The organism is Neoaquamicrobium sediminum (assembly GCF_013240295.1).
Classification (GTDB): domain Bacteria; phylum Pseudomonadota; class Alphaproteobacteria; order Rhizobiales; family Rhizobiaceae; genus Aerobium; species Aerobium sediminum.
The window spans coordinates 1077027-1094472 of the sequence record NZ_JABETK010000001.1; the positions used below are offsets into that span (position 1 = coordinate 1077027).

At 66.8% G+C, this 17446-nt stretch carries 18 protein-coding genes and 1 pseudogene; 14 read left to right on the plus strand and 5 right to left on the minus strand.

Annotation, left to right across the window (positions count from 1 at the left end; all coding sequences use genetic code 11):
• The first annotated feature begins 76 nt into the window (after positions 1-76).
• From HK436_RS05075 to HK436_RS05120, 10 genes and pseudogenes are all read left to right on the plus strand, one after another.
• Complete coding sequence (locus HK436_RS05075; protein ID WP_173187833.1) at positions 77-703, plus strand: FMN-binding negative transcriptional regulator; 627 nt, start codon at positions 77-79, stop codon at positions 701-703.
• The gene (locus HK436_RS05080; RefSeq protein ID WP_173187835.1) at positions 703-1623 is read left to right on the plus strand and encodes a peptidoglycan DD-metalloendopeptidase family protein; all 921 of its coding nucleotides are present in this window, start codon (positions 703-705) and stop codon (positions 1621-1623) included. Before HK436_RS05075 ends, HK436_RS05080 begins: the two co-directional genes overlap by 1 nt.
• 130 nt (positions 1624-1753) lie before the next feature.
• A pseudogene (locus tag HK436_RS31130) lies at positions 1754-2551 on the plus strand (FGGY family carbohydrate kinase); the annotation flags it as partial.
• 320 nt (positions 2552-2871) lie between these two features.
• On the plus strand, positions 2872-3300 hold the full coding sequence (locus HK436_RS05090; protein ID WP_312860567.1) for an FGGY-family carbohydrate kinase: 429 nt from the start codon (positions 2872-2874) through the stop codon (positions 3298-3300).
• A 127-nt stretch (positions 3301-3427) separates the two neighbouring features.
• Positions 3428-4162 (plus strand): GntR family transcriptional regulator, encoded by a 735-nt coding sequence (locus HK436_RS05095; protein WP_173187841.1) that lies wholly within the window; start codon positions 3428-3430, stop codon positions 4160-4162.
• Positions 4159-4887, plus strand: coding sequence for an SIS domain-containing protein (locus HK436_RS05100; RefSeq protein ID WP_173187843.1), 729 nt, complete (start codon positions 4159-4161; stop codon positions 4885-4887). The genes HK436_RS05095 and HK436_RS05100 overlap by 4 nt, the downstream gene beginning before the upstream one ends.
• A 44-nt stretch (positions 4888-4931) precedes the next feature.
• Positions 4932-6209, plus strand: coding sequence for an ABC transporter substrate-binding protein (locus tag HK436_RS05105; protein WP_173187845.1), 1278 nt, complete (start codon positions 4932-4934; stop codon positions 6207-6209).
• Between the two features lie 21 nt (positions 6210-6230).
• Positions 6231-7103, plus strand: coding sequence for a carbohydrate ABC transporter permease (locus tag HK436_RS05110; RefSeq protein ID WP_173187847.1), 873 nt, complete (start codon positions 6231-6233; stop codon positions 7101-7103).
• Entirely contained in the window at positions 7100-7927 is an 828-nt protein-coding gene (locus HK436_RS05115; protein ID WP_173187849.1) for a carbohydrate ABC transporter permease, read from the plus strand. Before HK436_RS05110 ends, HK436_RS05115 begins: the two co-directional genes overlap by 4 nt.
• Positions 7928-7938: 11 nt before the next feature.
• Positions 7939-9024 (plus strand): ABC transporter ATP-binding protein, encoded by a 1086-nt coding sequence (locus tag HK436_RS05120; protein WP_173187851.1) that lies wholly within the window; start codon positions 7939-7941, stop codon positions 9022-9024.
• Between the two features lie 77 nt (positions 9025-9101).
• Here HK436_RS05120 and HK436_RS05125 read toward each other — a convergent pair whose 3' ends face one another.
• From HK436_RS05125 to HK436_RS05135, 3 genes are all read right to left on the minus strand, one after another.
• Positions 9102-10073, minus strand: coding sequence for a DUF1775 domain-containing protein (locus HK436_RS05125; protein WP_376769127.1), 972 nt, complete (start codon positions 10071-10073; stop codon positions 9102-9104).
• A 57-nt stretch (positions 10074-10130) separates the two neighbouring features.
• On the minus strand, positions 10131-10535 hold the full coding sequence (locus HK436_RS05130) for a DUF2946 family protein (protein ID WP_173187853.1): 405 nt from the start codon (positions 10533-10535) through the stop codon (positions 10131-10133).
• A 98-nt stretch (positions 10536-10633) separates the two neighbouring features.
• Positions 10634-11476: an LOG family protein gene (locus tag HK436_RS05135; RefSeq protein ID WP_173187855.1), complete on the minus strand. Its 843-nt coding sequence runs from the start codon at positions 11474-11476 to the stop codon at positions 10634-10636.
• A 151-nt stretch (positions 11477-11627) separates the two neighbouring features.
• Between HK436_RS05135 and dapD the strand changes: the two genes are divergently transcribed.
• Positions 11628-12482, plus strand: coding sequence for a 2,3,4,5-tetrahydropyridine-2,6-dicarboxylate N-succinyltransferase (gene dapD, locus HK436_RS05140; protein ID WP_173187857.1), 855 nt, complete (start codon positions 11628-11630; stop codon positions 12480-12482).
• A gap of 58 nt (positions 12483-12540) precedes the next feature.
• Positions 12541-12909 carry a DUF805 domain-containing protein gene (locus HK436_RS05145; RefSeq protein ID WP_173187859.1) on the plus strand — a complete coding sequence of 123 codons (369 nt, stop codon included), beginning with the start codon at positions 12541-12543 and terminating at the stop codon, positions 12907-12909.
• 10 nt (positions 12910-12919) lie between these two features.
• On the opposite strand, the gene HK436_RS05150 is transcribed toward HK436_RS05145, so the two are convergent.
• Positions 12920-13945, minus strand: a complete 1026-nt coding sequence (locus HK436_RS05150; RefSeq protein ID WP_173187861.1) for a 2-dehydropantoate 2-reductase — start codon at positions 13943-13945, stop codon at positions 12920-12922.
• Positions 13946-14313: 368 nt separating this feature from the next.
• On the opposite strand from HK436_RS05150, the gene dapE reads away from it, so the two are divergent.
• Positions 14314-15501 (plus strand): succinyl-diaminopimelate desuccinylase, encoded by a 1188-nt coding sequence (dapE, locus tag HK436_RS05155; RefSeq protein ID WP_173187862.1) that lies wholly within the window; start codon positions 14314-14316, stop codon positions 15499-15501.
• Between the two features lie 49 nt (positions 15502-15550).
• Positions 15551-16105, plus strand: a complete 555-nt coding sequence (locus HK436_RS05160) for a transporter (RefSeq protein ID WP_312860497.1) — start codon at positions 15551-15553, stop codon at positions 16103-16105.
• Between the two features lie 210 nt (positions 16106-16315).
• Here the strand turns inward: HK436_RS05160 and HK436_RS05165 are convergent, their stop codons facing one another.
• Positions 16316-17419 (minus strand): MFS transporter, encoded by a 1104-nt coding sequence (locus HK436_RS05165; protein WP_376769128.1) that lies wholly within the window; start codon positions 17417-17419, stop codon positions 16316-16318.
• Positions 17420-17446: the final 27 nt, after the last annotated feature.

The window sequence follows — 17446 nt, forward strand, 5'->3', positions numbered from 1 at the left end:
CTGTTCGCCCTTGCCGGCGAGATCGAACGCAACTGGCCGTGGGCCGGCCGCCGTCCCCCATTCACGCGTAAGACCGATGCTCTACACGAAGCCCTATTTCCAGCCGCACGACCCGGCCGAACTGTTCGACCTCGTCGACCGCGTCGTGCTCGGCACGCTGGTCACCGCCCACGACGAGGGCGTCGCCATCTCGCATCCGGTCTTCATGGCCGACCGCGCGCGCAACCGGCTCGTCTCGCATGTGGCACTCGCCAACGACCACGTGCGCTTCCTGCGGCAGGGCTTGCCCAGCATCGCGATCCTGATGGACGGCGGCAGCTACATCTCGTCGTCTTGGTATCCGGCCGCCCCGCACCGCGACAGCGCACCGACCTGGAATTTCATGGTCGCGCATTTCCACGGCCGACCGGAAATCATCCCGGAAGCCGCCACCGCGCGCCATCTCAGCCAGCTCGTCACCCATATGGAGCGTGGGCGGCAGGACGCGTGGTCGATGGGTGAACTCGGGTCGGGCGGGCTGGAGCGGCGCCTGCCCAACATCGTCGGCTACGAACTGCCCATCGAACGCAGCGAGGTGCGCTTCAAGCTCGGCCAGGACGAGCGCGCCCGCGACATGCTTGCCGCCGAGGCGCGGCTGCGCGAAGCGGGCCGGAACGATCTGGCCGACAGGATGGCGTGCTACCGCCCGAAGGAAAACGAGTAATGAAGCCTGACGCGATCGACACCCTTCTGCGCGAAAAAGGCATGTCGCTGCCCGCGCTCGGCCCGCTGCTGGCCGGCGAAGTCGACCTGTCTGCGCCAGCGAATGACGTGCACGCCCGGCTGGCGGACCTGACGAAAGGAACATCGCTGCTGGCGCGCGTGGAGCGCATGGACCCGGTGGTCGCGCGGGCACTGCTGCGGCAGGGCGCCGGGCTGGTGCCGGTTCTCGGTGGGGCGGCGCTGCGCCAATGGATCGCAGCCAATGCCGGGGAATGGCATGGCATCATCGCGCCATCGGTACGCGAAATTTCCTCCGTCGAGCTGGAGCTCGGCGGCGCGGTCTCCGACATCGCCGCGGCCTCGGCCGCGCAGGATCGGAAGACGGCCCAGCGCCTCTATGATGCCTACATGGCCGCCCAGGGCGCACGCCTCGGCATAGGCACCTGGCACGAATACCGGACGGTCTACAGCACCGACAACTATATTTCCGTCTTCGATCCTGCCGTCCGGCGCGACCATCATCTCGGCCTCGATCTTTTCTGCGATGCCGGCACGCAACTCATCCTTCCGCTGGACGGCGAGGTGGTCGACGCGCGCATCGTCGACGTGCGGCTCGACTATGGCGGCGTTCTCGTCCTCGAACATGCGTTCGGCGACGACAGGAAATTCTGGTCGCTGTGGGGGCATCTGAGCTTCGCGTCCGCACGGCGCTGGAAGCCGGGCGACCGGATCGCCGCGGGCACCGCCTTCTGCGAGATGGGCGACTTCGAGGAAAACGGCTGGTGGCTGCCGCATCTCCACCTGCAACTCAGCGCCGAGAAATACCCCGATTTCACCATGATGCCGGGTGTCGGCGAAGGCGCCTTCCTGGACATCTGGGGCGACCTCTTTCCCGATCCGACGCCGCTCATCTTCGGCTGATTCGCCATCCGTTTACCGCACAGGCGGCTTGTCATTTGGTTCGGTATTGGTATTGGACCGGTCCCGACCATGTCGGCGCCGGCTGCCTTTTGCCGGCGCTCGCGGCAGGAAACCCGTGCGACGGACGACGATGATTGTCGCGTCCTCGCTCCCGTTTGTGAAACGCCCTTCTCGCGGAGGCAATGTGAGCGACCATCTCTATATCGGCCTTGATGCCGGCACCTCGCTGACCAAGGCCGCGATCTTCGATCTCGCCGGCAACCAGCTCGCCGAGGCCCAGCACCGTACGACCGTGCTGCGGCCGCATCCCGGCTGGAGCGAGCTCGACCCCGCCGAGGCCTGGAAGGCGGCGCTCGACGTGCTGGGACGCGTGGTGCGAGAGAGTGGCGTCGACGCGTCCCGCATTCGTGGCATCGGCCTGACGGCGGCCATGGTCGGCGCGTGGCTCGTCGATGCGGACGGTCAGGCCGTGCGCAACGGCATCACCTGGGAGGACAGCCGCGCGCAGGCGCTCATCGACGCACATGTCGCCCGCGACCCGCAATTCATGCGCCGCATCTTCGCCTCGTCCGGCTCGGTGATGCAGCAGGGCTGCACGCTGCCGCTGCTTGCATGGCTTGCCCGCCACGAACCGGCAACGCTGGCGCGCACGCGCCATGTGCTTGGCTACAAGGATTTTCTGCGCTTTCGCCTGACCGGAACGATCGCGACCGACCGCACCGAGGCTTCGGTGCTGCCCGGTTCTGCGACTGCCCGCACCCGTAGCGACGCGATGATCGCGCTGTTCGGTCTCGAGGACGCGGCCGACCTGCTGCCGCCCGTTGCCGAATCGGAGAGCTTCGTCGGCGGTCTCACCAGCGAGGCAGCACAAGCCATCGGCCTGCCCATGGGCCTGCCGGTCGCGGTCGGCGCGGGTGATGTCGCCGCCACCGTCATCGGCGCGGGCGGGCTTGCCGCTGGAACGGCGACGGCCGTGCTCGGCACCACCTGCATGGTCGGGGTCGCCCACGACCGGCCAATCTTCGAGCCGGCCGACATCGGCCTTCTGTTCACGCTGCCGGGCGAACGCTGGTATCGCGCCATGGTCAATGTCGCGGGCACGCTCAATCTCGACTGGGCGTTCAACGCGCTCGCGCCCGACCTCGCTTCCAGGCCGGAACGGTTCGCCATGATGACGGAGATGATCCGCGCGGTTCCGCGGGCGCGCACGGCCTCGTCTACCTGCCCTACCTGTCGGAAAGCGGCATCATCGCGCCCAGGGTCGATCACGCTGCACGGGCGCAGTTCTCCGGCCTGTCGCCACGGCATGACCGTGCCTGCCTGTTCCGCGCGGTGCTCGAAGGCGTGGCCTTTGCCATGCGCGACCTGTTCGACCTGCTCGCCTTCGACGGCGACCGCGTGCTGCTCACCGGCGGCGGCGCGCAGAACCCCGACTGGGTGCAGATGATCTGCGACCTCATCGGCCAGCCGGTCGAGGTGCCGGAAGGGTCCCAGTTCGGCGCGCGGGGCGCGGCCCTTCTGGCGGCCACTGCCGACGGCGCGTTCGAAACGATCAATGTTGCGTCTAACGCCGTCACCGGCCGCGGCCGCACCTACGCTCCCGACCCGCAGGGCACGGCCGCGCTGGAGCCGGCCTTCGCCCGTTACATCGCGGCCCGCGACAGGCTTCTCGGCTGATCGCCTGCGCCTGAGCGGCCTGACTTAACGCCCCTGCGGAGCCTCTTGACTCCGCAGGTCCTGCGCGTCAAAGTGAGTGGTATATACCACTACAGAGCTGGACTATACCAGCCGCTGGGGACGCGTGATGGACAATGCACCGCTCTATCTGAGGATCGCCGCCGATCTCGAGGCCGAGATCGCGTCCGGCGTGCTCAAGGCGGAGGAAAAGATCGATTCCGAGCGCGCGCTGTCTGAGCGCCTTGGCGTCAGCCGGATGACGGCGCGCCAGGCTCTGCGCCATCTCATCGGCAAGGGGTTGGTTGAAACGCGCACCGGGCAAGGCACCTTCGTCTCCAGCCGGCAGATCGAGCAACGGCTCGAAACGCTGAGCGGCTTTACCGAGGAGATCACGCGTCAGGGCCGGCAGGCCTCGTCCATCATTGTCTCCTCGATCACGCGGCGCGCCGACGAGCAGACGGCACGCGCCCTTTCGCTGCCCGCGACAGGCATGGTCCACTGCCTCACCCGCGTGCGCTTTGTCGACGGCATGCCGGTCGCGCTGGAAACCACCGAAATCATCGCCAGCCGCGCCCCGCACCTGCTGGAGCGCGCCGACTTCCGCACCACCTCGCTCTACGCCACGTTGACGGACGAATACGGCATCGTGCCGACGCTGGCCGAGCAGACGCTGATGGCCGGGCTCGCCGACGCCAACATCGCGCGCACGCTGCACACCGACCCCGGCGCCCCGGTGCTCGACCTCACGCGTCTGACCCGCGATCAGGACGGCAGCCCGTTCGAGTTCGTGCGCTCCACCTATCGCGGCGATTTCTTCGTCATGAAAGTCGACCTCTCACTGGGAGCCCGAACGCAGGCATGAACACCATACAGGACGCGTATTTCTCCGATCTGATCGCCCGGCTGACGGCGCTGAAGGCCACGCTCGCCGAGCCGATGGCGCGGGCGGTGGATGCGATCGTGGAGACCGCGCGGCGCGACGGGCTCGTCTACGTCTTCGGCACCGGCCACTCCCACATGCTCGCCGAGGAAGTGCATTTTCGCGCCGGCGGGCTGGCGCTGACCGTGCCGATCCTCGCCGGGCCAACAATGCTGCACGAGGGTGCGGTCGCAGGCACTGCCTATGAGCGGATGGAAGGCGTGGTCGGCCCCATCATGGACCGCTACCCCATCAGTCCCGACGACGTGCTGTTCGTGTCGTCCAATTCCGGCGTCAACGCCGCGCCGCTGGAAGCAGCCCGCATCGGCAAGGCGCGCGGCGCGACGGTGATCGCGATCACCTCCGTCGACTATTCCAGCGCGGCGGCGAAAGGCCGGGAGCGGCTGGCGGACCTTGCCGACATCGTGCTCGACAACGGCGCCCCGCCCGGAGACGCGGTGATCGGCGTGGAAGGCAGCGAACTCAAGGTCGGCCCGGTTTCCACCGCCATCGGTGTCGCGATCATCAACGCGATCATGGCGGGCGTGGCTGCCTGTCTGGTCGGCGACGGCAACGCACCGATCTATCTGAGCGCGAACATGCCGGGCGCCAGGGAGAACAACGAGCAACTGGTGGCGCGGTTTCGGCCCCGAAACCCGCACCTTTGAAACAATGTCCGGGGCTCAAGTGGAGTGAGGAAAGGGAACACGAGATGAAATCGATACTGAAGCTGGCGCTCGCCACAACCATGCTGATGCCTGTCGCGGCACTCGCGCAGGAGCCTGTCGAAGTGACGCTCTGGCACATGGAGCAGCCGCCGCACCGCGTCGCGCGCGTGCAGGAGCTGATCGACGCCTTCAACGCCGCCAACCCCGACATTGTGGTCAAGCAGGAGCCGCAGAACTGGGGCGAGGTCTATGCCAAGGCGCCGGCCGCACTCGCCGCCGGACAGGGCCCGGACATGCTGTTCGCCATTCCGGATTTCACGCCGATCCTCAAGGACATCGGCGCGCTGACCTCGGTCGAGGACTTCGTCAAGGAACTCGACGCGAAGCATGATTTCGTCGATTCCACCGTCGAGGCCTATTCCTATGACGGCGGCGTATGGGCCGTACCGCTCTACAACATGGCCATGAACCTCTGGTACCGGAAGAGCGTGCTTGAAGAAGCAGGCATCGAAGCCCCGACGACATGGGAAGAGTGGCGCGCTGCGGCCGAGAAGCTGTCGGTCGACGGCGTCTCGGGCATGGGCCTGCCTGCCAACAAGCAGCTCTACACCGACCAGACCGTCTATTCCGTCATGGTCAATGGCGGCGCGACCGAGATCTACAACGAGGATGGCACGCTGCGCTTCGATAATCCGGAGACCGTCGGCGCCTACGAGTTCTATGCCGATCTCAACACGTTCTCGCCGGCCGACTCCACCTCCTGGACATGGGGCGAGGCGGAAGCCTGCTTCTCGTCGAAGGCCTGCGCGATGGTGATGCAGTTCTCCGTCATCGCCACCTACGACACGCAGGCCGAGGGTGACGCGGCCGACCTCGGCGTCGCGGCCATCCCGTCCAAGGACGGCGGCGAGCACAACACCATCTCCTACGCCAACGCCGTGATGCTCCTGTCCAAGGACGAGGCGAAGATGGAGGCGTCGAAGAAGTTCGTTTCCTTCCTGCTCGAGCCCGAGAACTATGGCCGCTTCCTCAACATGGAGCCGGGCCTGTTCATGCCGGTGACGGCAGACGGCGCCGAGGCGGAGACCTTCTGGGCCGATCCGATGGTCGAAAAGTATCGCGAGCAGATCGAGACCGTCATCGACAATGCACAGAACGGCCGGCTGTTCGGGTTCACGAGCGGCCGCACCTTCCCCTCGATCGCTGCGATCTCGGCGCAGAACATCATCGCCGAGACCCTGCAGTCGATTGTGGTGTCTGGCCAGTCCGCAGCCGAAGCCGTGACCGCGGGCCAGGCTCGGATGCAGGAAGTCGCCCAGTAAGGCGCTGACGGAGACAGCCGGATGCAGCAGACAAGAGCCCTGGCCTTCGTTCTGGTCGCACCGGCCCTTCTTTTCCTGGCGGCCACCCTCGGGTGGCCGCTGGTCCAGGCTGTCCAGCTATCCCTGCAGGACGTGCGCGTCATCGGCGCGCCCGGAGCCTTTGTCGGGCTGGACAATTACAGCCGTGTGCTTTCCAACCCGTCCTTCTGGAACGCGGCATGGCTCAGCGTCGTCTGGGTCGTCGCCAACGCCGTCCTGCAGACGGTTCTCGCGCTGGCCGTGGCGCTGGTGCTTAATGAGAAGTTCCCAGGCGTGCGCGTCGCCCGGACATGGGTCATCCTTACCTGGATCGTGCCCACGGTCGTGGTCGTGGTCATCTGGCGCTGGCTGTTCTCGACCTCCGGCGGCATGATCAATCCGCTGCTGATCCAGGCCGGCATCGTCGAGCGTCCGGTCGGCTTCTTCGCCACGCCGTGGACGGCGATGGCGACGCTCGTCTTCATCAATTCCTGGCGCTGGTTCCCGTTCATCGCGCTGATGATGCTGGCCGGACTGACCCGCATTCCCGACGACCTCTACGAGGCCGCGCGCATCGACGGTGCCAACGCCTGGCAGCGCTTCAGGCGCATCACGTGGCCGCTGCTGGCGCCGACACTGGGCGTTCTCGCCGTCATCGGCACGCTGCTTTCCTTCAACGTCTTCGACATCATATGGCTCTTGACCAGCGGCGGGCCGGCTGGCGGCTCGCGGACGCTGCCGGTGCTCATCTACGAGACCGCGTTCAAGGGCTATCGCCTGTCGGAGGCCGCGACCGTCTCGGTGCTCGCCACGCTGCTCCTGATGGCCTTCGCCGTGGTCGCCACCCGCGCGCTCGACCGGGGAGACGACCGATGAACCGTTCGCTCGGCCTCAATGCCGCGCTCGTCGCCGTCGTCGCCTTCTTCGTGGTGCTGGTGGGCCTGCCGTTCTGGTGGGTGGTGTCGGGATCGTTCAAAATCCCGCAGGAGATCATCGCGCGCAGCCCGACGATGATCCCGCAAAGCTTCACGCTGCAGCACTACCAGAAGCTGTTCGAGGCGTCGGACTATCCGGTCTATCTGGTCAACAGCCTCATCGTGGCGGCATCCTCGACGGTGCTGACGCTGCTTCTGGCGATACCCGCCGCTTACGCCTTCTTCCGCCTCGTCTTTCCAGGGCGCGGCATCCTCTATCGCACGATCCTGCTCGCCTACGCGTTCCCGTCCATCGTGGTGCTGATCCCACTGTTCGGGCTGTTCGCCAAGGTCGGGCTGGTCGACCGGCTGCCGGCGCTCGTCATCGTCAACGTCGCCTTCGCGCTGCCGTTCTCGATCTGGATGCTGCGCTCGTTCCTCGCCGGCGTACCCAAGGAAATCGAGGAGGCTGCAGTGATGGACGGCGCGCCGACGCTGACGATCCTGCGGCGCATCATGATCCCGCTCATCGCTCCGGGCATCGCATCCGTCGGCATCTACGCTTTCGTGACGGCATGGACGGAATACGTCTTCGCCTCGGTCCTCATCCTCTCCGACGCGAAACGGACCCTGCCGGTCGGCTTCTCCGGCATCATCGGGCAATATCAGATCGACTGGGGCCTGCTGCTCGCGGGCGCGACCGTCGCGATCGTTCCGGTCGTGGCGATCTTCGCGCTGATCGGGCGCGGCTTCGTCAGCGGCCTCACCGAAGGCGCGGTCAAATAGGGAATCCCGGCATGGCGGAACTGGCGCTCAGCAATCTTCACAAATCCTTCGGTGCCACCGAAGTCATCCGCGGCGTCTCGCTCGCGGCACACAGCGGCGAGTTCGTCGTCTTCGTCGGGCCTTCCGGCTGCGGAAAGTCGACGCTGCTGCGCATGATCGCGGGGCTGGAACGTTCCGACAGCGGCACGATCAGCATCGGCGGCCGCGACGTGACAACCACCGACCCCGCCAAGCGCGGCATCGCCATGGTGTTCCAGACCTACGCGCTCTATCCGCATATGAGCGTGGCGGAGAACATGGGTTTCGGCCTCGAAATGGCCGGCATGGCCAAGGCCGAGCGCCAGAAGCTGGTGCGGCAGGCGGCCGAAATGCTGCATCTGACCGACTATCTCGACCGCAAGCCGCGCCAGCTGTCGGGCGGCCAGCGCCAGCGCGTCGCCATCGGCCGCGCCATCGTGCGCAACCCGGACGTCTTCCTGTTCGACGAGCCGCTCTCCAACCTAGACGCCGAATTGCGCGTGAAGATGCGGCTGGAGATCGCCAAGCTGCACAAGGACCTCGGCGCGACCATGGTCTACGTGACCCACGACCAGGTCGAAGCAATGACTCTGGCCGACAAGATCGTGGTGCTGCGCGCGGGTCTGGTCGAACAGATCGGCAGCCCGATGACGCTCTATTCCGACCCCGACAATCGTTTCGTCGCCGGCTTTATCGGCTCGCCGCGCATGAATTTCATCGACGCCTCCGTCTCCGGCATCAAGGACGGCGCGCTGCTCGTCGATGTGCCGGAGCTCGGCCTCTCGGGCCTGCCGGTGCGGCCGCGCGCGATGCCGGCAAAGACGCCCGCCACCGTCACGCTCGGCATCCGGCCCGAGCATCTCAGCGAAGGGGCCGAGGGCCCGTTCCGGATCACGCTCGCCTGCAACGCCATCGAGCGTCTCGGCGCGATCTCCTACCTCTATACCGCGCCCGGCGACGACGCGACGATCATCGCCCAACTCAAGGGCGCGAGCGGCGTGCGCGTCGGCGAGACCGTCACGGTCGGCGTCGACCCGGACGCCTGTTTCCTGTTCGACGATGCGGGGCAGCGCATCTAGAAACGAAAGAGGCGGCCGACCGGCCGCCTCGCTCCTTTGCAAGGTCACGCGTGGGCAGCGCCCTTCGCGCTGCCACGTCAATGCTTGTGGTGGCCCCCGCCATCGCCGCCCCGTGCGGAGCGCACCGGCAGTCCGACATCCACCGAACCCGCCTTCTCGAATTCGAGCGTGATGGCAACTGTGCCACCTTCGCGGAACGGGTCCGACACGTCGAGGAACATGATGTGCAGGCCGCCCGGCTTGAGCTCGACCGTTTCGCCGGCAGGAATTTCCAGCGCACCTTCCACGGGGCGCATCACCATCACGTCGTCGACGACTTCCATGGTGTGGATCTCGACGCGGTCGGCGGCCGACGCGCTGGCGCCCACGAGCCGGTCGGCCTCGTCGCCCTTGTTGGCGATGGTCAGGTATCCGCCGCCGGCAGGCTGACCGGGCAGCATCGCGCGCGCCCAGGCGGCGGTGATCTCGAGGTCACCGGCAACAACGGCCCGCTCGCCGCCGCCGCCATGGCCGGCGTGATCGTGGCCGCCTTCGGCGGCAAGGATCGTCAGGCCCGGTGCGGGATGCGCAAGCGCATGCGGGTCCTCCCCTTCGGCCGGAATCTCGTTCCACTTCACCTCACCGTCGGCGCATGTCTGCGTCGTCACGAAGAACAGTTTCTGCCCTTCCTCGACGCCGGCCAGCGAACCCGACAGCACGAATTCGTCATAGTGGCCGTCTTCCAGTGAACCGCCGGACCAGGTGACTGCCTTGGTGCCGGACGAAACCTCGCGGCCGTGCAGGTTGTAGCTCTTCTGATAGTCACCGCTATCGACGGCCAGCGTCCAGCCCGCCTTGGGCATCGGCTTGACGCCGACATAGCCTTCCGGGACCTCGACGCGCACGGTGTGGGTGGCCTGGCCCTCGCAGCCATGCGGGATGCGGACGACGGCCTTGTAGCTGCCGGGCGCGGCATTCGCCGTTTCCAGCGAGGCATGCGCGTAGGCGGTGGCGACGGAGAACGCCGTCAGCGCACTGGCCGCAGCGAATTGAAGCATGAGATGACGCATGGTTTTTCCTTTCAGCGTCTGAAGTATCAAAGACCCCTGTTCGAGGCCGGCTCGACTTCAGGCGGAAAGGGGCGGGCCGCGGATCGCCGGCGGCGGATCGTCCGGTCGCGGAGCGAAATTCTCGTCTGCTTCGACGAAGGTGTGAACGAACGACAGCGCCAGCGGCGTCGGGAAGGCCGGCTCCGCAGCCAGCAAGGCCTTGTAGACCGGCCCTGCCTGGCCGCCGTGGCCGAACAGGCAGATCGGGCATTTTTCCTGCAGCGGCGCCGGCAGGTCGGAACCGTCGACCGGCTTCTCCGCGCCGTAAACGGTACAGATCACCCAAAGGTCGTTTTCGCCAGCCTTCGCCGCGGTAATGGGCTGCAGGACGTTCAGGAACAGGATCAGGCAACCGATCAGCGCGAACAGGCCGCGGTCGCGCCGCAGCGTCGCAAACCAGGTCGGGCGGCGAGCCATGTTCATGCCAATGCCCTTAGCGCAGTTGCCGCAACCCCGCCAGCGGGTCGCCCTGCGACATGGCGCGCCGAGGTTGAGCGCGCCCCCGCGCAAACCGCTACCCCTCAAGCGATCTCGTAGAATTCCTTGACGATGTCCCAGGCTTCCTCGGCGGTGTCGACCGCGTCGATCAGGTGCTGGTCGCCGGGCGAGATGGTGCCCTGTTCGGCCAGATAGTCGAGATCGACGGCCTTCGACCAGAACTCCTTGCCGAACAGGATCACCGGAACCCGCTCCATGCGTCCGGTCTGGATCAGCGTCAGCGTCTCGAAGAACTCGTCCATCGTGCCGAAGCCACCGGGGAACACCGCCACCGCCTTGGCGCGCATGATGAAATGCATCTTGCGGACCGCGAAATAGTGGAAGTTGAAGCACAGTTCCGGTGTCACATAGAGGTTCGGCGCCTGCTCGTGCGGCAGCACGATGTTGAGGCCTATCGAAGGCGCGCCGCAGTCTGCTGCGCCACGATTGCCGGCTTCCATCACGCCCGGCCCGCCGCCCGTCACCACCACGAACTCGCGGTAATAGGTCTTGGCCGAATGCTGCGAACACAGCCGCGCGAAATTACGCGCTTCCTCGTAATAGCGGGCGTTCGCCTCGAGGTTCTTGCGCTGGGTCTCGTTCTTGGCCGCCCACGCCTCGCCGCCCGGCTCCGGGATGCGCGCGCCGCCGAACAGCACCACGGTCGAGCGGATGCCGCGCTCGGCAAGCATCATTTCCGGCTTCAGCAGTTCGAGCTGCAGGCGCACGGCGCGCAGCTCGCGCCGTGTCATGAATTCCTCGTCGTCCCAGGCGAGCCTGTAGGCAGGTGCGCGGGTTTGCGGGGTATCCGGCACGGCCTTCGCGCGCTCGAGATCCTCGTCCGAATGCGGCAACGGCGTCCAGCCGGATTTGTCCTCCGGATTCATGAAAATTCCAATCTGTCTCTATGCGCCGCGCAGCGGCGCGCCCCGTCATTGACCCCCACCGCGCATGACATAGTTTCCGCGCCGACCCGAGGGCCACCTCGTTACGTCCAGCCTATTGTCTACCCCTTAACAGCGCGTAATGGAGCATTTCATGACCAAGCCGGATCTGGCGGCCCTCGAGAAGACTGTCGAGAAGGCATTCGATGAGCGCGACGGCGTCAACACCGGCACGCGCGGCGAAGTGCGCGATGCGGTGGAGGCAGCCCTCGAGATGCTCGACAAGGGCCAGGCCCGCGTCGCCGAACGGGCGGCTGACGGCACATGGACGGTCAACCAGTGGCTGAAGAAGGCCGTGCTCCTGTCGTTCCGGCTCAACCCGATGGAGATCGTCAAGGGCGGCCCCGGCGAGGCGGTCTGGTGGGACAAGGTGCCCTCCAAGTTCGACGGCTGGTCCCCGAACGAATTCGAGAAGGCCGGCTTCCGCGCCGTGCCCAACTGCATCGTGCGCCGCTCGGCCTATGTAGCGCCGGGCGCCGTGCTGATGCCGTCCTTCGTCAATCTCGGCGCCTATGTCGGCGAAGGCACCATGGTCGACACATGGGCCACCGTCGGCTCCTGCGCCCAGATCGGCAAGAACGTGCATCTTTCGGGCGGCGTCGGCATCGGCGGCGTGCTGGAGCCGATGCAGGCCGGCCCGACCATCATCGAGGACAACTGCTTCATCGGCGCGCGCTCGGAAGTGGTCGAAGGCTGCATCGTGCGCGAGGGCTCGGTGCTCGGCATGGGCGTCTTCATCGGCAAGTCGACCAAGATCGTCGACCGCGACACCGGCAAGGTGTTCTACGGCGAGGTACCGCCCTACTCCGTCGTCGTCGCCGGCACCATGCCCGGCAAGAACGTGCCCGGCGAGAACTGGGGCCCCAGCCTCTACTGTGCCGTGATCGTCAAGCGGGTCGACGAGAAGACGCGCTCCAAGACCTCCATCAACGAGCTGCTGCGGGATTGATCGGCGCTGCGCGCCGGTTCATCCTGACCTAGAACGCGATCCTGCGGAGACCGCCACCGTGCCTGCGAACCAGATGTTATGGCTCTTTTTCGGCTTTTCCGGCCGGATCAGCCGCGCCGCCTATTTTCTGGCCGGCCTGCTGATGATGATCCTCGTCGTCTTCATGGTCTACCGGCTGACGCTGGCGCAGGAGAGCGGCAGCGGCGGCGCGTTCTGGGAGACGCTGCTCAGCGCGGTCATGATCGCCTCGCTGTGGGCGCAGGCCGCGCTCGGCGCCAAGCGCTTGCACGACCTCGACAAGCCCGGCCTGTTCGCCGCCCTGCTGTTCGTGCCGCTGCTCAACTTCATCGTCTTCGTAGGCTTGTGCCTGATGCCAGGCACGCCCGGCGCCAACCAGTACGGCCAGGCGACCAACCGGCCGAAGTAGCAGGCAGGCGCTAGGCGCCCGCCATATCTTCGGGCGTGAGCACCGGCGATCCCGCACCGGCCCTTTCCGCATCCCGCACTAGCTTCACAACGCGCGCCGACAACGGTGCCGTCCGGCCATGCCGTTCGGCCAGCTCCACGATGACGCCCTGAAACTCGTCGATTTCCGTCGGCCGCCCGCGCTGCAGATCCTCCCACATCGAGGATCGCGCCTGCGCGTCGATCGACAGCATGCGTCGGGCCAGTATGCGGAACAGCCAGTCGGGCAGCCGCAGGATCAAGGGAATCAGAGCCGGGGGCGGTCCGGCTGCCGCGCGAGGCCGGATGCCCGCCGCCCGCAACACGTCCAGCGCCTCGCTCACCTGATCGGCAAACGGCCGCCGCCAGCGGCGGTCGCCAAGCTGCTCGGCCAAGGGCAGGCCCGACAGCGCGTTGAAGGCGTTGTTGAGGTTCATGATAAGCTTGCCCCACAGCACGGCGTCGATGTCGCCATGTTCCGCGACTGGAAAGCCGGCGACGTCAAGCAAATCGCGAAGATCCGGCACACCCGCCGCCAGAAGTGTCGAACCGCTGCTGGCACGATGGAACATTGGCGCGCCTTCCGCCGTCTCGCCGCGCACCACGTTGAACGGCACCATGCCGGTGACGACGGTCATCGTTGCCGGCAAAGCCCGGCGCAACGCATCGGCGTTCCTGACGCCGTTCTGCAGGCTGACGACCACCGCGTCGGCCCGTGCGTGGCGGGCGACCAGTTCGGCCATCGCCGCCGTGTCGCGGCTCTTCACCGTCACGAGCACGACACCGGCATCGGCCAATGCCACCGCAGGATCGCTTTCGGCCCCGATCGCACGTGCCGGCACGTCGCGAGCGCCGCCGCCCAGATCGACGATCCGCAGCCCCCGCTTTTCGACGGCATCGGCGAGCGCCGGCCGACAAAGCAGTGTCACCCCGCGCCCCGCAAGCGCGAGGCAGCCCCCGGCATGGCAGCCGATGCTTCCCGCCCCCGCAACCGCGATCTTCGTGTCGTCACCGATCATGCCAGTCCTCCGCGCGAACCCGGATGGAGACATTCATATCCGGGCGGGTCAATGCCGGGCTGCCGGGAATGCGATGCCGGTGCTTGTGCAGTACCCCCACCCCATACCCCTCCCCACAAGGGGGAGGGGGATTCTGAGCCGACAACGTTTGGCCGAATCGGTGATAGAAAAGGCGATGCGTTGACGGCCCCCTCCCCCTGTGGGGAGGGGTAAGGGGTGGGGGTAATGACAACCGCACCGTTCAAGTGAAGCGCGCGAGGAAGCTTAAACCTGCCCCTGCGCCGCACCCTCTGGCCCTATGTTTTTCACCGTCGACTGAGTCACGCTCCACGTGACAGCTTCGGCGGCTTGGTCTATCCATCGCACACATGAACCTGCCTGTTGATCCGGCGGCGAACCTCGCCGCGCTCATCCGTTGTCCGTCCGTCACGCCCGCCGAGGGCGGTGCGCTCTCGGCCCTGCAGGCGATGCTTGCGCCGATGGGTTTCGCCATCGACAGGCCGACCTTCTCCGAGGACGGCACACCGGACGTCGAGAACCTCTACGGACGGCTTTCCGGCAACGGCCCGCATCTGATGTTCGCCGGCCATACCGATGTCGTGCCGGTGGGCGACGAGGCCGACTGGACGCACCCGCCCTTCGCGGCCGAGGTCGCCGATGGCTGGATGTTCGGGCGCGGCGCGGTCGACATGAAGGGCGGCATCGCCTGTTTCGTCGCGGCAGTCGCCCGTCATATCGAGGCGCGCGGCGCGCCGAAGGGCAGCGTATCCCTGCTGATCACCGGCGACGAGGAAGGCCCGTCCATCAACGGCACCGTCAAGCTGCTCGACTGGGCGGCAAAGCGCGGCGAGAGCTGGGACGCGGCGATCGTCGGCGAGCCGACCAACCCGGAGGCGCTCGGCGACATGATCAAGATCGGCCGTCGCGGCTCCATCTCCGGCGACATCGTCGTTCACGGCCGGCAGGGCCACGCCGCCTATCCGCACCTTGCCGACAATCCGGTGCCGGGCATCGTCATGCTGGTCGATGCGCTCCTGTCGCCGGCCTTCGACGAAGGCACCGGCAATTTCCAGCCGACAAATCTGGAAGTGACCACAATCGATGTCGGCAATCCGGCCACCAACGTCATCCCTGCCCGCGCGAAGGCGTCGTTCAACATCCGCTTCAACGACACCTGGACGGCGGAGACGCTGCAGGCGGAAATCCATAACCGGCTCGACCGCGCAGCCGCGCGCAGGAAGCTGCGGCCCGGCCGTGGGGAGAAGATCAATTTCGAGCTGATCTGGCGCGACCGGCCGAGCCCGGTCTTCCTTACCCGCGACGAGAAGCTGACGGCCGGCCTAAGCGCATCCGTCGAGGCGGTCACCGGCCGCAAGCCGGTGCTGTCGACATCCGGCGGCACGTCCGATGCCCGCTTCATCAAGGATCATTGCCCGGTGGTCGAGTTCGGCCTTGTCGGGCAGACCATGCACATGGTCGACGAACGCGTGGCGCTCTCCGATCTGGAGACGCTGACGCGCATCTACCAGCGTTTCCTGGAAGACTGGTTCGCCTGATATGCCACCCGCCGAGGACATCCAGAGACACCTCCTCGGCGCCTGGCGCATGATGACGGGCAAGCGCGACGCCGTGCGCATGCTGGACCTCTCCGTCGACGGCTTCTGGAACTCGTTCTTCGCAATCCTCATCGCGCTGCCGGTGCTGCTGGTCGGCTGGGTGCCGCTCGCCAACGAACTGGCCGTACCAGAAGCCCGCTCCGTCGGCCGCGTGCTGCTGGTGCTGCGGCTTGCCGTCGTCGACATCGGTTCGTGGGTTCTGCCGATCGCGGCGCTCGCCGCAATCTCCGGCTATGTCGGTATCCGCGACCGCTTCGTCGCCTATGTCGTCGCCACCAACTGGGGCTCGGCGCTGTTTGCCTGGTTCATGCTGCCTGCCTCGCTGCTGCGGCTGGTCGCGCCGGGGCTCGGCGAGGCGGCGACCGCGCTGTCGCTCGGCATCTTCCTTGCCAGCATGGTGCTCTCGTGGCGCCTGACCGATGCGGCCATCGACAAGGGGCCGGGCGTCGCCACGGGCGTCTTCGCCGGCATGTTCATGGCGTCGGTCCTCACCCTGTTCGCGCTGCAGGACCTGCTGGGACTCAGCGCCCCGATGCCGAATTAGGGTATTCTGCGGCTGAGAAACGCAAGCTGGAGCAGCGGACCAGCAAAGAGCAAGGGAACTCCCCCTCCACCGCCTACGCCGGTTCCTCCCCCGCTTCGCAGGGGAGGAACCGGCGTCGCGGCCGTCTGCAACCTTGGATCCTCCTCCGTTTACGGGGAGGGGAACCATGCGCAGCATGGTGGAGGGGTATTTCTCAAAACCCGAAACGACCTACCGCCGCGCGGCGAATGCCGCAGCGACAAGCATCAACGCAACGGCCAACATCGGCAGTACGGCGAAACCGAACATCGCGTGCACCTGGCCGAAGCCGATCGTGCCGACAAACAGCGCCAGATAGGTCATGCCGCTGTTGAGCCCCATGATCGCGCCGCGTCGCGAAGGGTCGAGCGCCGTCAGCCGCATGATCAGCACATTGAGCCCGAAATGGTTGATCAGCCCCCAGGCGAAGACCACCGCCAGCATCGCCACATAGGAAACGCTCGCCACGGCCATGACGGCAAAGACGGCCGCAACGCCCACGAAGATCAGCGGCAGCAGCAGGCCCGGTCCCACCCTGTCGATGAGGCGGTCGAGCAGTGCGGCACCGCCGAAGCCGAGCCCGTAGCTGAGCGCGACGAGGCCGTTCGCACTCAGCGGCAGGCCCAGTTCCCCGTGCAGGTGGTCGCCGATATAGCCGTAAACGCCATAGAACGAGGTCATGAAGGCCGCACATGCCGCCAGCAACGGTGCCACGCCGCGCACGCGCAGCGCCGCGAAGGGCGATTGCGACACGCTTGCGCCGGCCGTGGCCGTCCCAGCCGCAGAGCCTGAAACGGTCAACGCCGCGGCAAAGGCGGTGGCTGCCACCACCGCATAGACCAGACGCCAGCCTGCAAGGTCGGCCAGCACCGCCGAAAGCGAGACGCCGGCGACCATGCTGAGCGTCCAGCCGGTGAGAACGACACCGATGGTCTGGCTCTCGCGTCCAACGGGCGCAACCTCCGCTGCCAGCGTATAGATTGCCGGCAGCGCGACACCTGCGGCGATGCCGACGACGAACTGCGCGGCGACGAGTACCGCAAGCGCCGGCGCCAGCGCGCTGCCGCCGAGTCCTGCGCCAAGCAGCAGCAATGCCGCCAGCAGCATGCGCCGCGCACCGTGGCGGTCGATGAGCCGGCCGAGAAAAACCGCGCTCGCCGCCGTGCCGAGGCCGAAGGCGGCTGAAGCCGTCATCACCGCCGGAACGCTGGTTCCCAGTGCGCGGGCGACCTCGGGCGCGATCGGGCCGAGTGCCAGCGAGTTCGAGCCGATCACGCCGATGCAAGCGGTCAGCACGAAGGCGAATGGGGGATCGGCATCCTT

What these genes read in the sequence shown, in the direction of transcription:
- dapD (WP_173187857.1), top strand. Translation starts at nt 11,628, where the DNA reads ATGACCAAGCCGGATCTGGCGGCCCTCGAGAAGACTGTCGAGAAGGCA.
- HK436_RS05095 (WP_173187841.1), top strand. Translation starts at nt 3,428, where the DNA reads ATGGACAATGCACCGCTCTATCTGAGGATCGCCGCCGATCTCGAGGCC.
- dapE (WP_173187862.1), top strand. Translation starts at nt 14,314, where the DNA reads ATGAACCTGCCTGTTGATCCGGCGGCGAACCTCGCCGCGCTCATCCGT.
- HK436_RS05150 (WP_173187861.1), bottom strand. Translation starts at nt 13,945, where the DNA reads ATGATCGGTGACGACACGAAGATCGCGGTTGCGGGGGCGGGAAGCATC.
- HK436_RS05130 (WP_173187853.1), bottom strand. Translation starts at nt 10,535, where the DNA reads ATGAACATGGCTCGCCGCCCGACCTGGTTTGCGACGCTGCGGCGCGAC.
- HK436_RS05135 (WP_173187855.1), bottom strand. Translation starts at nt 11,476, where the DNA reads ATGAATCCGGAGGACAAATCCGGCTGGACGCCGTTGCCGCATTCGGAC.
- HK436_RS05105 (WP_173187845.1), top strand. Translation starts at nt 4,932, where the DNA reads ATGAAATCGATACTGAAGCTGGCGCTCGCCACAACCATGCTGATGCCT.
- HK436_RS05120 (WP_173187851.1), top strand. Translation starts at nt 7,939, where the DNA reads ATGGCGGAACTGGCGCTCAGCAATCTTCACAAATCCTTCGGTGCCACC.
- HK436_RS05100 (WP_173187843.1), top strand. Translation starts at nt 4,159, where the DNA reads ATGAACACCATACAGGACGCGTATTTCTCCGATCTGATCGCCCGGCTG.
- HK436_RS05160 (WP_312860497.1), top strand. Translation starts at nt 15,551, where the DNA reads ATGATGACGGGCAAGCGCGACGCCGTGCGCATGCTGGACCTCTCCGTC.
- HK436_RS05110 (WP_173187847.1), top strand. Translation starts at nt 6,231, where the DNA reads ATGCAGCAGACAAGAGCCCTGGCCTTCGTTCTGGTCGCACCGGCCCTT.
- HK436_RS05115 (WP_173187849.1), top strand. Translation starts at nt 7,100, where the DNA reads ATGAACCGTTCGCTCGGCCTCAATGCCGCGCTCGTCGCCGTCGTCGCC.
- HK436_RS05080 (WP_173187835.1), top strand. Translation starts at nt 703, where the DNA reads ATGAAGCCTGACGCGATCGACACCCTTCTGCGCGAAAAAGGCATGTCG.
- HK436_RS05075 (WP_173187833.1), top strand. Translation starts at nt 77, where the DNA reads ATGCTCTACACGAAGCCCTATTTCCAGCCGCACGACCCGGCCGAACTG.
- HK436_RS05125 (WP_376769127.1), bottom strand. Translation starts at nt 10,073, where the DNA reads ATGCGTCATCTCATGCTTCAATTCGCTGCGGCCAGTGCGCTGACGGCG.